At 55.6% G+C, this 12808-nt stretch carries 13 protein-coding genes; 6 read left to right on the top strand and 7 right to left on the bottom strand.

The genetic code is table 11. From position 1 onward, the window contains the following. Nucleotides 1–205 precede the first annotated feature (205 nt). On the top strand, nt 206–1597 hold the full coding sequence (locus AC2FHX_RS17145; RefSeq protein WP_496702825.1) for an MATE family efflux transporter: 1392 nt from the start codon (nt 206–208) through the stop codon (nt 1595–1597). Continuing rightward, entirely contained in the window at nt 1594–2025 is a 432-nt protein-coding gene (locus AC2FHX_RS17140; RefSeq protein ID WP_281973536.1) for a glyoxalase superfamily protein, read from the top strand. The genes AC2FHX_RS17145 and AC2FHX_RS17140 overlap by 4 nt, the downstream gene beginning before the upstream one ends. 90 nt (nt 2026–2115) lie before the next feature. Here the strand turns inward: AC2FHX_RS17140 and AC2FHX_RS17135 are convergent, their stop codons facing one another. Beyond that, nucleotides 2116–2439, bottom strand: coding sequence for a hypothetical protein (locus tag AC2FHX_RS17135; protein WP_496692087.1), 324 nt, complete (start codon nt 2437–2439; stop codon nt 2116–2118). Between the two features lie 181 nt (nt 2440–2620). Here AC2FHX_RS17135 and AC2FHX_RS17130 point away from each other — a divergent pair, with 181 nt between their 5' ends. From AC2FHX_RS17130 to AC2FHX_RS17120, 3 genes are all read left to right on the top strand, one after another. Continuing rightward, the gene (locus AC2FHX_RS17130; protein WP_496702829.1) at nt 2621–3001 is read left to right on the top strand and encodes a DUF4345 domain-containing protein; all 381 of its coding nucleotides are present in this window, start codon (nt 2621–2623) and stop codon (nt 2999–3001) included. 14 nt (nt 3002–3015) lie between these two features. Further along, a complete protein-coding gene (locus AC2FHX_RS17125; RefSeq protein WP_496702831.1) occupies nt 3016–3876 on the top strand; it encodes a DUF302 domain-containing protein in 861 nt (286 codons plus the stop codon). Between the two features lie 71 nt (nt 3877–3947). Further along, nucleotides 3948–5525 (top strand): arylsulfatase, encoded by a 1578-nt coding sequence (locus tag AC2FHX_RS17120; protein ID WP_496702833.1) that lies wholly within the window; start codon nt 3948–3950, stop codon nt 5523–5525. 106 nt (nt 5526–5631) lie between these two features. On the opposite strand, the gene tnpB is transcribed toward AC2FHX_RS17120, so the two are convergent. Both tnpB and AC2FHX_RS17110 read right to left on the bottom strand, forming a co-directional pair. After that, nucleotides 5632–5985 carry an IS66 family insertion sequence element accessory protein TnpB gene (gene tnpB / locus AC2FHX_RS17115; protein WP_496702835.1) on the bottom strand — a complete coding sequence of 118 codons (354 nt, stop codon included), beginning with the start codon at nt 5983–5985 and terminating at the stop codon, nt 5632–5634. A 633-nt stretch (nt 5986–6618) separates the two neighbouring features. Next, on the bottom strand, nt 6619–8010 hold the full coding sequence (locus AC2FHX_RS17110) for an aminotransferase family protein (RefSeq protein ID WP_281995847.1): 1392 nt from the start codon (nt 8008–8010) through the stop codon (nt 6619–6621). 243 nt (nt 8011–8253) lie between these two features. Between AC2FHX_RS17110 and AC2FHX_RS17105 the strand changes: the two genes are divergently transcribed. Continuing rightward, on the top strand, nt 8254–9882 hold the full coding sequence (locus AC2FHX_RS17105; RefSeq protein ID WP_496702837.1) for an acyl-CoA synthetase: 1629 nt from the start codon (nt 8254–8256) through the stop codon (nt 9880–9882). On the opposite strand, the gene AC2FHX_RS17100 is transcribed toward AC2FHX_RS17105, so the two are convergent. From AC2FHX_RS17100 to AC2FHX_RS17085, 4 genes are all read right to left on the bottom strand, one after another. Further along, a complete protein-coding gene (locus AC2FHX_RS17100) occupies nt 9879–10214 on the bottom strand; it encodes a DOPA 4,5-dioxygenase family protein (protein WP_142639094.1) in 336 nt (111 codons plus the stop codon). The genes AC2FHX_RS17105 and AC2FHX_RS17100 overlap by 4 nt on opposite strands. Before the next feature lie 88 nt (nt 10215–10302). Further along, complete coding sequence (maiA, locus tag AC2FHX_RS17095; RefSeq protein WP_496702839.1) at nt 10303–10941, bottom strand: maleylacetoacetate isomerase; 639 nt, start codon at nt 10939–10941, stop codon at nt 10303–10305. 19 nt (nt 10942–10960) lie between these two features. After that, nucleotides 10961–11158 carry a DUF2783 domain-containing protein gene (locus tag AC2FHX_RS17090; RefSeq protein ID WP_271951493.1) on the bottom strand — a complete coding sequence of 66 codons (198 nt, stop codon included), beginning with the start codon at nt 11156–11158 and terminating at the stop codon, nt 10961–10963. Nucleotides 11159–11163: 5 nt separating this feature from the next. After that, entirely contained in the window at nt 11164–12774 is a 1611-nt protein-coding gene (locus tag AC2FHX_RS17085; protein ID WP_496702841.1) for an FAD-dependent oxidoreductase, read from the bottom strand. Nucleotides 12775–12808: the final 34 nt, after the last annotated feature.

Raw genomic sequence — 12808 nt, 5'->3', positions numbered from 1 at the left:
GCAAAATCGGATGCAGACTAACCGCTTGACGACAGAAAAATATCAGATTAGCCAACGTACAGGCTGTGGACGCCTGCCTCCCGCTGACTTTTGTCTTGGTTAAGTTCTGCGACGTAATTCTCTATCTACCTCTTTCCGCATATCGCGCGGATGGTAATGCGGGTCCCATCTCAAATTGCGCGATCAGGCAAGAGAGATATGGGACATGACTGATACCCCCACCAATACATTCACCGATGGGCCGCTTGGCACCATCTACTTTAGGACCGCACTCCCGATCATTTTCGTGATGGGGATGAATGGGCTTCTGTCTGTTGCAGATGCGCTGTTTCTGGGCATTTATGTAGGCCCTGATGCGCTGGCTGCGGTCACGTTGATGTTCCCGATCTACATGTTGATTGTGGCGCTTTCCACGCTTGTGGCGAACGGCATGTCGAGCCTTCTGGCGCGATCCCTTGGCGCGGGTGACATGAACGGCGCGCGTGCCACGTTTGCTGGCGCACATGGGCTGGCAATTGGATTGGGCGCAGTTCTGATAGTGTTGTTCCTTCTATTGGGCCAGCCAGTTGCATTGCTGGCCGCTGGTGGGTCAGAGACTTTGGCGCAAATGGGGTTGGTCTACCTGCGGATTACGGTGTTCTTCTCACCGCTTTTGTTCGTGTTGTCGGTAAATTCTGATGCGCTGCGTAACGAAGGGCGCGTGGGCTTTATGGCCGCGATGAGCCTGCTGGTTTCGATTGCAAACATGGGGTTCAACTACGTACTCATCGCCGTTCTGGACATGGGCGTAGCTGGGTCAGCCTATGGAACTGCGGCGGCACAAGCGCTCGCGTTTGCTATCATTTTTGCGTACCGATTGTTTGGGGAAACATCGCTGCGTCCTGCGACCTTGCTGTCCCATTCCGTATGCGGAAAATGGGGGCGGATCCTCGCACTGGGTGCACCACAAAGCCTCAATTTCATTGGACTAGCTCTCGGGTCGGCCGCGATTATCTCAGCCCTCCAATGGATTGGTCGCCCGGGTTACGCCGACACAATTACTGCTTACGGGATCATCACGCGGGTCATCACCTTTGCTTTCCTGCCACTTCTGGGCTTGTCGTTTGCAATGCAGACGATCACGGGCAACAACTATGGTGCTGAACTTTGGCAAAGGTCAGATGCAAGCCTGCGCATGGCACTTTGGGTCGCGTTTGTTTATTGCGCAATCGTGCAGGCCGTTGTGATTAGCATGCCTAGCCGGATCGCCAGCGCGTTTGTAGACGACACGTCGGTCATTGCAGAGGTTGCGCGCATCTTGCCGGTAATGACATGTGTCTTTTTCCTGTTGGGCCCGTTGATGATGATTGCGACCTATTTTCAGGCGATTGGATCTGCAGGAAAGGCAGCCCTTCTAGGGCTGACAAAACCTTATGCATTTGCGATCCCGTTGACGTTTCTGTTGCCCTTCTGGTTTGGCGAAGTTGGCATCTGGTATGCGGGTCCGCTGGCCGAAGTGATGATGTTGGGTCTTACTGTTGTAGTGCTTTGGCTCTCCGCCCAAGACCCAGAGCTAAAATGGGGCATTTTCCACACCAAAAAAGGAGTGGCGTCATGAACACGCAATTTCCGTCAGCTACGCAAGCTAAGGATCAAGCTAAGCGTTTGCGCACAAAATTGACCGAGGAAGGTGCATCGATTGGCCATGCCAAGTCCCTCGAGTTGGTCGCCCACCAACACGGGTTCCGCGATTGGAACACGATGTTTGCAGCCATCGGAAACGGACCACCCAAGGGATGGGCCATCGGTGACAAGGTCAGCGGAACGTATCTATCGCAACCGTTCACGGGGCATGTGGTCTCTATTTCGATCATGAAACCAGGATGGTTCCGGTTAGAGGTGCACTTGGATGAAGCCGTAGACGTTGTCACATCCGAAGGCTTCTCAAATTTCCGCTCGCGCATTCGTGGTGTAATTGGTCCCAAAGGACATTCTGTTGAACGAACAAGCGACGGGCAGGCGCACCTTCAAATCAATTTATGCTGACAGGGAAATCCGGTTCTTAAATTTGTCAGCGGCTGTTGGCGCGATTGAAGCCGATGGCTGTCTTGTCTTGCAACCTGTGAATATGTCGTATTAAAAATTCTGCGCAATCGACGAATGGCAGATTTTGCCGCTGCCCTGCGACGGCGGAACCTGACCTCTTACGGCGATTTTCGTGCTGCGAGCGCGCGCAGCAAAAATACTGAAGGTACAGGTTGGGCTCAGTACCGACCTCAGATGCGGCGCGGCATCTGCCAGATCCGCAGAGCTAGCATCGTAGCAGATGGCCCAAAGGAGACATCCATCTTCCTCGACGGCGCCGCAATGCAGCTTCATCAGACCGGCCATTCGCTGCGCAGCAACATCAACTGGCGGATTAAGGATCAAGTCGCGGGACAAAGCGGTAATACGTCTCATGGTACATGCGTGACTGAGTTGGGGACAAAGCCTGATATGCAGGTCGTGCCTGCGGTATTATCCTAACGTCCCGCGTAAGTTTCCGGCGGTAAGGAAATTGACCATGGTTCTGAGTTGCCTAACGCGGAATTGAAAGTATATTCTATCTGGCTCTTGTAGAGGCAGCCAAAAGGGAAATTCCTTGTCTGACCGTTTTGTTTTGTTGCTCGCATCCGTTGGGTTGTTCCCGATCGCACTGTCTTATGGCGCGATGCCGTCGGCGAGTGTGCCGATGTTGCTGGGATTTCCAGTCGACACGACAGAGCTCACCCACATCTTCCGGGCAATTATGGGGCTGTATCTGGCGATGTTGATGTTTTGGATTGCCGGGGCATTCAAGCCCGCCCTTACAAACGCCGCCCTTTGGAGCCTGTTCCTCTTCATGGCAGGGCTCGCCGCTGGCCGACTGCTGAGCTTTTTGGTCGATGGCTTGCCAAATTTCTTGCTGGTGTTCTACTTTTTGGCAGAAATCCTTTTCGCAGCTTTGGCTCTGCTTCGTTTGCGTCAACAAGGCGCGGTTTGATCAGGAGGGTCAACTTGGGTATCCGAAACACTCTGTTGGCCGCTGCGCTGGCATTAACTCCGATCTCCGCCGATGCAGATGATACACTGCAAGCCGACACCGATATTTTGTTCGAAGCAGTGGCAGAGGCGGTGACAGATGCCAAAATGGCAAGGGTGATCGAGATAGATCATGCCCGTTTGGCGGCTGTCGAAGGCGTGGAGATGCCACCGTCGAGAGTTTTGCTTTTCTCTGATCCCGGCGTGAACGCTGCCATCCTGAGCGAGAACATTCGTGCGGGGTTGGATCTGCCCTTCAGGGTGTTGTCATACGGCGACGAGGCTAAGCCGTCCTTGTCTTACACGTCCTCTGCATTCATCGCCAAACGTCACGGACTTGAGGGGTCAGCGGCCCTTGCTGCCTTTGATGAGCGCCTGCAAGCGGTACTGCGCGCGGTAGATGGCGCAGATCCGAGCCCGATTCCCACCGATGCTGTCGAGCGTGATTTTGGCATTATTGAAATTGCGTCGGCGTATGGCGTTGCCGAAACGGTTGCGCGCCTCGAAAAAGCAGTGACCGCGCAAACAGATACAATTTGGTTCGGCGAGATCGATTTTATGAAAGAAGCTGCCGCGTTTGACGTTGCCCTTCCCGCCGCAAAGCTGCTGCTGTTCGGGGGGCCAGCGCCCGGTGGAGTCGCAATGGCGGATTACCCGGCGATCGGTCTTGATGCCTTTTGCCAGAAACTGCTTGTCTATGAAGGCACAGATGGCAACGCTGTGGTTCTGTTCAACGACATCGCCGCCTTTGCACAGCTCTACTATGGTAGCTCAATCGAGCCACACGCGATGCTCAACAAACGATTAAGCGCGACATTTTCCGCTGCTGTACAGTAATTACGCGCTTATAAATTTGGGGCTATGAGGACGACCAGACGACCCCGATACGATGCAAGAAAGGATGATTCATGCAGAAACGCTTATCAATCGCGCGCACTTTCGTCGGAGCGGTCGTCGCTTCGGTTGCTGTCGCCGCAAGCGCAGTTGCTCAAGAGGACAAGCCAAATATTTTGGTGATCATGGCTGACGATGTCGGTTGGGCCAGCTTGGGAAGCTACCACCAAGGCGTCAAAAGCATCAAAACACCGAACCTGGACCAGCTTGCCGAAGCGGGAACGCGGCTGACGGACTACTACGCGGAACCGACCTGTACCGCAGGTCGCGCTGCGTTTTTGACGGGTCAGTTTCCTGTACGTGTCGGGATGCACACTGTTGGTCTTCCCGGTGATCCCGTGGGTCTGAGCAATGAAGACCCCACGCTTGCAAACATGCTAAAGGCCTTGGGGTATACCACCGGTCAATTCGGGAAAAACCACTTGGGCGACCAGAACCAGTTTTTGCCAACAACAAAAGGTTTCGACGAGTACTGGGGCTGGCTCTACCATTTGAATGCGATGGAATATACGTCGGACCCTGACTGGCCAGACGATCCCGAATTTAATGCCCAATTCGGTCCGCGCAACATCATACATGCCTTTGCAACCGAAGAACTGGATGAAACGGTGGATCCGCGTTGGGGCGTGGTCGGCAATCAGCGCATCCTGGACGATGGACCCGCGCCGCCCGAGCGTCAAAAGACGCTCGATGATGAGGTGACCGAAAAGACGATCGACTTTATTGATCGCGCTGTCGAAGCGGATACACCGTTTTTTGTATGGATGGCCCCGGCCAGAGCGCATGTTTGGACGCACCTGAGCCCCAAATACGAAGACATGCTGGGCGATGGGCGTGGGCTGCAGGACGTTGTGATGCAAGAGCTTGACGACAATGTGGGCAAAGTGATGGCGCGGCTTGACGAGTTGGGTGTCACTGACAACACAATTGTGGTTTTCACTGCTGACAATGGCCCTGAAACGATGACCTGGCCGGATGGTGGCACGACACCATTTCACGGGGAAAAAGGAACAACCTGGGAAGGTGGTTTCCGCGTTCCGGCGATTATCAAATGGCCCGGCAATGTTCCTGCTGGACGCGTTGCAAACGGCATTATGTCCGGTATGGACTGGATGCCGACGCTGGTGGCAGCGGCAGGTGGCCCTGACAACCTGCCCGAGGCGCTCTTGTCTGGATATGAAGGCTACACAGCACATTTGGACGGATACAACCAACTGTCGTATTTGACGGGAGGTGCCGAAAGCAACCGCGACGAAATCATCTACTACGAAGGCACGAGCCTTCAGGCCGTCCGCTACAGGGACTGGAAAGCCCATTTCGTAATCCAAGAGCATGGCTGGGCCGGACCAAAAGAAGAATTAAATGCGCCGATGTTGTTTAATCTGCGCCGCGATCCTTATGAAAAGGCCGCCGAAGAATCCGGGATGTATACCAAATGGATGGGGCAGAAGATGTGGGCGTTTGGACCTGCTGCGCGACTGGTGCAGCAACACCTTCAGACATTCCAAGAGTTCCCGCCGCGTGGCTCTGAGCTGGCCAATCAAAGCCAAGTTGAGAAACAGGTTTCCAGCGAAGGCGGGATGTCTCAATAACGGCTAGAAATACACAATTCAGCACTTCGCCGTGGTGACGGCGGAGTGCTCCTTCCACTATCTCTCAAGATTCTGCTTTGGGCTCGGTATCGCCGTTCGCTGCTATTCACATCAGGGACTGATTGCAGTCCGAAGCGCGCGTTATCACACGCTTCGAATCAAGCCCTTCGAAAAGGGCCTCAAACTGCGATTTGGTCATCGTCATCACCCCGTCACTGACGCGTGGCCATTCAAAACCTTCACCCCCGATCCGCTTATAGACCAGCACAAGACCCGCCCCGTCCCAAACTATGAGCTTCAGCCGGCCCGTGCGTGTCGAACGGAAAACAAATATGGCACCACAGAATGGATCGAGATCGAATTCATTCAGAACGATCGCCTCCAAACCACCCATGCCTTTACGAAAATCGACTGGCTTGGTTGCGGCGTAGAATTTAAAGTTGCCAGCTGGTGAAATCATGAATGGCTATCCATCGCGAGTGCAATTTTGACCAAACAGTTCACCGGATAATTGGCAGGAAAGGCATGGTGCTTTCCCGGTGCGCCAGAAGATTGCGATTGTCAGTTTCTGGATCACGGCCTGGCTGCGTCTCTTCGTTAATTAGAACCTTCGAAAAAATTTGTTCTTCGTTCCGCGCGACGCTATTGACCCGTGAAGATTTCACGCCTGACCTCCATTTGTAGACGAGGGATTGCGAAACGTTGCAATCCTCCAAGATGTCACCAACAGTCAGTTCACCGAGATCAAGTTTGGTTTTGACAAACCGCTTGAAGCCGGGTGGCCAGACACGGCGTCCTCCCGCATGCACCTAAATGGTGAAACCATAGACTTAGAATGATTGTGGTACTTGCCTCATTGCTGCCGCCTCTCGTTTAGACAATATGCCATGGAAACAAGAGGCAGATCAGGGGCTAATTCGGGGGTCAGTTGCAAAGTTTACGCTCAACGGATTCTACAATCCGGGCCGCCGACATTCAGCACTGAGCGGGAACATCCGGTCGCATATTGAGGGTTCGGGCATCCGTATTGAGAAAAAACCGGCGCAAGCAGCGCCGGTTTTCATAGTCTCATCCTAAGAGACTGCTATCGGTGTCAGCCGAATACACGCCCCAGTGCGCCATCGACAGCATCGGTGATTTGGTCGATGTCATCCGCGGTGGCAATCAGCGCTGGTGAGAAGCACAGAGTGTTGTTCCGACCGGGGACCGAGCGGTTAGTTACGCCGATGATCACGCCTTGCGCCATGCAGTCGGCCACAACGGCTTGGGCAAGCTTCTCATCAACTGGCTCACGGGACGCGCGGTCTGCGACCAGCTCAGCACCCAGGAACAAGCCTTTGCCGCGTACATCGCCGATGACCTTGTGCTTTTCCATCAGCGCCTGAAGGTTGCCCGTCATCCGGTCGCCCATGGCCGTGCAGTTGCCCAACAGGTTTTCATCCTCGATAATCCGCATGTTCTCGATCGCGGCGGCCGGACCGGCGGTGCAGCCCCCAAAGGTCGAGATGTCGCGGAAATAGCCCATCGGGTCCGAGGCGTCTTCTTTGAACATGTCAAAGACTTCCTCAGTAGTTACCATGCAGGCGATGGCGGCATAGCCCGAGGCGACACCCTTGGCCATGGTCACGAAATCCGGCTTCACACCATATTGCTGATACCCGAACCAGGTACCGGTGCGGCCAACGCCACAGACGACCTCGTCAATATGCAGCAGGATGTCGTACTTCTTGCAGATCTCCTGCACACGCTGCCAATAACCCTCGGGCGCTTCGATCACGCCGCCGCCTGCGGTCACGGGCTCAAGGCACAGGGCGCCAACCGTATCCGGGCCTTCGCGCAGGATCACCTCTTCGATCTGATCCGCGGCCCATTCGCCGAAATTCTCTTCGGGCGCACCGTCCAGCTCGTGCTTGCGGTATTCCATGCAATGCGGCACGCGGATGAAACCGGGGGCGAAAGGCCCGTACTGCGCGTTGCGCTCGTCCTGACCACCTGCCGACATCGCTGCCAGGGTCGAGCCGTGATAGTCGCGGTCACGGTACAAAATCTTGGTCTTCTTGCCGCCGTATTTCTTGTGGGCGATTTGGCGAACCATCTTGAACGCCTTCTCATTCGCCTCGCTGCCCGAGTTGGTGTAATACACGCGGCTCATGCCAGGCATTTTCTCGATCAGCTTTTCGGCGAACAAAGCACCTGGGATCGAGCCCGCCGAGTTGGCGAAATAGCACAGCTTCATCAGCTGGTCGTAAACCGCCTTACAGATCGATTCGCGGCCATAGCCGACATTCACAGTCCATACGCCGCCCGATACAGCGTCCAGATGCTCTTTGCCTTTTTGATCCCAGACACGCATGCCCTTACCTTCGACAATGATGCGCGGGTCGTTGGTTTCAAAGGGTTTATGCTGGATCAAGTGGTGCCAAATATGGGCGCGGTCGGCTTCGACGACGCGGGAAAGATCGTTTTCGTTGAACGTGCCGTCCATGACATGTCCTTTCAAAATTAGCGTGTGCACATCTTGCAGAGGCGGTGTCGCCTCGGCTTGTATATTCGATGGCTCAGATCAGCGTGAATGGCCAGTACAAGATAGGGCCAGATCGGGCAGGTTGGTATCGCCAGTCGGGCACAGCACAGTTATTTGGCCGCCTCAGCCCGTATTTCTACGGGTTTGTCATGGGACTATGTTTGTGTTCAATTCGCGCAACTTGCGATTTGGGAGGATCCGCAGATGACAGGGGCCAACATATATGAACGCCACTTGGATCAATGCCAGGCGAATTATACGCCGCTGTCACCGCTAAGCTTTATCGAACGGACGGCGCAGGTCTACCCTGATTACCCGTCAGTTGTTTATGGCGTCCGCCGGTATTCCTGGGCCGAAACCTATACCCGTTGTCGTCGACTGGCGAGCGCTCTGGATAGGCGTGGAATAGGGCGAGGAGATACAGTTTCGATTATCGCAGCAAACATCCCCGAACTGTACGAGGCCCATTTTGGCGTTCCCATGGCTGGCGCCGTGCTGAACGCGATTAACACCCGGCTGGACGCGCCGATCATTGCCTTCATCCTGAACCATGCGGAATCCAAGGTGCTGCTGGTCGATCCGGAATTTTCTGCGGTTGTGCAAGACGCACTTGAACAGGTTGATCACGATATTCTCGTCATCGATATCGAGGATCCCAGCTTTGATGGTGGCGAGAAACAGGGCAGTCTGACTTACGATGCGCTCTTGGCCGAGGGCGATCCCGAGTTCGCATGGTCCCTGCCAGCGGATGAATGGAATGCGATCACGCTGAATTATACCTCGGGCACCACAGGCAATCCAAAAGGGGTTGTGTATCATCACCGCGGTGCGGCCCTGAATGCCCAATCTGATCTGCTGGACTGGGGCATGCCCCGGCATTCTGTCTATCTGTGGACCTTGCCGATGTTCCACTGCAACGGCTGGTGTTTCCCTTGGGCTATGGCGGCAAATGCAGGGGTCTCGGTTTGCCTGCGGGCGGTTCGGGATGAGCCGATTTATGCCGCCTTTCGGGATGAGAAGGTCACGCATTTCTGTGGTGCGCCGATTGTTCTGAACATGTTGGCCAACGCGCCCGATCACCTTAAGGATTTCGATCACGAGATCAAAGTGATGACCGCGGGCGCTCCACCTCCGGCGGCTGTAGTTAAGAAGATGGAGGATATGGGGATCGAAGTTACCCATGTCTATGGCCTGACCGAGACTTATGGTCCGTCCGTGGTCTGCGCTTGGAAGGATGAATGGAACAGCAAAGAAGGCGAAGAACGCGCCGCTTTGAAGGTTCGTCAGGGTGTGCGGTATTCGGCCCTGTCCGGCCTTATGGTGGCCGACCCGGATACGTTGGAACCCGTGCCTGCGGATGGCGAGACGCTGGGTGAGATTTTCATGCAGGGCAATGTTGTCATGAAAGGGTATCTCAAAAACTCCGATGCCACGGACAAGGCGTTCCGGGGCGGCTGGTTCGCCTCGGGCGATCTTGGGGTGATGCATGCGGATGGATATGTCGCACTCAAGGACCGGTCCAAAGATATCATCATCTCGGGAGGTGAGAATATCTCATCGGTTGAGGTTGAGGATATCTTGTACAAGCACCCCGCCGTGATGGAGGCCGCCGTGGTCGCCCGCCCCGATGACAAATGGGGCGAAACACCCTGCGCCTTTGTTGAACTCAAACCAGATGGGCAAGCGACAGAAGCAGAGATCATCGCGTTCTGCCGGGACAACATGGCCCATTTCAAGGTGCCTAAGACGGTGGTCTTCGGTCCTTTGCCAAAGACTTCGACCGGCAAGATTCAGAAGTTCAAGCTGAGAGATCAGGCGAAGGCGTTGGGTTAAAGCTGGTCGAAGATCGACAGATCCAGATCCAGCATCTCACCCATCCAAATGGCGCGGTCGCGGTGGTCTGCCAGATGCTCGCCGGTTTCGGGATGGGTGAATATCGTCAACCCTTGCCGATTCAGCGTCAGCCAGGGAATGACCTGATCAAATGCGTCGGCTGCAAAGCCCAACTGGCAGCTCCACCTTGGATGTGGGCCTACATTGCGGGCGTGCATCCGCCCCATTGCAACTGGGAACAGGCGCACTGCTTCTTCACAGAGCTGCCGGGCGGTATCCTGCGTTTCTGCATCGAAATAGACATGGGCGTGATAGCCGATGATTTCGGGCATTGGGGCCTCCTGCATTTTGTTTTGAAGAACGTAAGGCAGGGGTCAGGCAATTCCCATTCGCATCGGCACACAGACCCTGTGCAGAGGATCAGGTGGGGGCGTGTTGATCGGGATACGCTGCGGCAAAGGCTGGGTGTTTGGCGCAAGCGGCCTCGACGCCCAGGATACGGGGCAGGTCGGTCAGATCGACCTGATAGCGGCGGGCATTGTACATCTGTGGGACCAGGCAAAGATCAGCCAGCCCTGGCTGCGGCCCAGTGCAATATGGGGTCTGTTGGAAACCGCCCAACTGGGCTTCGAACGCAAGCAGACCCGGTCGTATGAAATGGTTCATCCAGTTGCCAGGCATACCTTCCGCATTCCCACTGAGCGCGGTTGCATGGCGTGCGACTGACAAATTGCAGACTGGGTGAAGATCAATTGCGATGGTTTGTGCCAGCGCCAGTGCTTGTGCGCGAATACCGGGTTCCGCAGGAAGCAACCCCAGACCCCGTGTCATGTCCAGATAGTCGATGATTGCCAAAGATTGCGTCAGCCGCAGCCCGTCAATCTCAAGCACTGGAACCAGCCCCTGCGGGTTGCGCGTCAGATGCGCGTCAGATTTGTGATCTCCGGCGACAAGATCGACAGACACCGCACGATAGGTGATGCCAGCCAAGTTTAACGCGATCCGCACCCGGTAGCTGGCCGACGAGCGCCAATAATCATACAGAACTACGTCACTCATCGCTGGCCTCCTGTTTACGTCAGTTCTCGTTCAGCTTGGCGGCTTTCAGGGCTTCAGACAACACCTCGGCATTTCCGATATGGTTGGCTAGCACCAGTACCAGTCGCGCATTCAGCGCGTCGCTGTCGGATTTATCCAGCCCGTCATGGGCGGCGATCAGTTCAAAATAGAAATCATCTGCATTGTCCAGATTAGGGGTGAGGATCAGTTGGGTCATCTCGCTTACTCCTTACCGGTGGCCCTGCGGATCGCCTGCCGGAATGCGTTTTCTTCGTACGTATCACGGCGGGCGGCCACGTGTTGATCGGGACGGATCAGATAAACCGCGCTGGTGGCATCCCCCAGATAGCGGCGCTTGAGCGCCAGGGTCGGATCGTCCTTAACGGACAACGCCAAGCGGGTTGCCTGAACCCCGTCTTCCTCAAGAGTGTCTGGTGCGTCGGCGTCAATCGTCAAAAGGGTAAACTTGCCCGCGAGTTTCGGCAGCAGGAACGCGGCGCCGAGGGGGGCATCCGGGCACGCAGCGCCGGGACGGGTAATATCTGGCCCGTTCAGCGCATCTGCGGAATTCAACGACGAGCCCGCATAGGTACAAGGTGTGCTCAGACGGCCGGAATTCACCAGAGGGCGCGCGAATTCGTAGTGCTCGCCCAGGTCAAGAACGGCGTCGCGCAACAGGCGGGACATCTGGGATTTCGGCGTGATGAAGTCGGTCGAGCGACTGGAATAGGCAATATTCTCATCAGCGGCCTGCACCCGTTCATGGCTGTAGCTATCCAGCAAATAATCGGGCGCTTTTCCGTCGATAACCAGCTTCAGCTTCCAACACAGGTTGTCCGAATCCTGCACACCCGAATTGGCCCCACGCGCACCAAACGGGCTAACCTGATGGGCGCTGTCACCGGCAAACAGGACCCGGCCATACCGGAATCGCTCCATCCGGCGACACTGGAAGGTATAGATCGAGACCCATTCCAAATCGAATTCGACATCTTCGCCCAGCATCTCCTTGAGGCGCGGGATCACATTCTCGGGCCGTTTTTCCCGTTCCTTGTCGATATCCCAGCCCAGTTGCAGGTCAATGCGCCAGACATTGTCGGGCTGTTTGTGCAGCAGGGCGGATTGCCCCCTGTTGAACGGTGGATCAAACCAGAACCAGCGTTCGGAAGGAAAGTCAGCCTCCATCACGACATCAGCTATCAGGAAGTTATCTTCGAACACGCGCCCGTCGAAATCCAACCCGAGCATCCTGCGGGCCGGAGAGTGCGCGCCGTCACAGGCGATCAACCAGTCGGCTTCGATGTTGTAGGGGCCTTCGGGGGTCTCTACCTCAAGCGTGACATGGTCCTCATGGGTGCCGATCGCCTCGACCCTATTGCGGCCGCGAATATCGATTGGCGCGCCTTCAGCTTGGAGTGCGCGCAAGCGGTCCACAAGGATCTGTTCTAGGTGATATTGCTGCAGATTGATAAAGGCCGGATTGGCATAGCCTTGTTCTGGCTGCAAATTGAATTCATAGATCTGTCTTGTGTCGAAAAAGACCTTGCCGGTATCCCAAAGAACACCTTCCCGGACCAAGGGCTCTGCGCATCCAAGCCTGTCGGCTATGTCCAGCGTGCGCTGTGAAAAACAGATGGCCCGGCTGCCAAAGCTGACCTTGTCATTTTCGTCCAGAACGACAACCTCAACGCCCTGTTGTGCCAGATCAATAGCTGTGGCCAAGCCGATTGGCCCGGCGCCGATGACGATCACCTTGTGGCGTATTGGGGCTACGGCGTCCTGATCGGGATTTCGCGCGTAGGCGTAAAGCGGTATTTCGAAGATCTTGTTCATGGGGCTCTCCCATTGCGCTGCGCTGAGGGTCCTT

The sequence above is a fragment of the Ruegeria sp. CDSC042 genome (genome assembly GCF_059610745.1).
The sequence above is the reverse complement of the archived record's forward strand: the minus strand, read 5'-3'. Positions and strand labels throughout refer to the sequence as shown.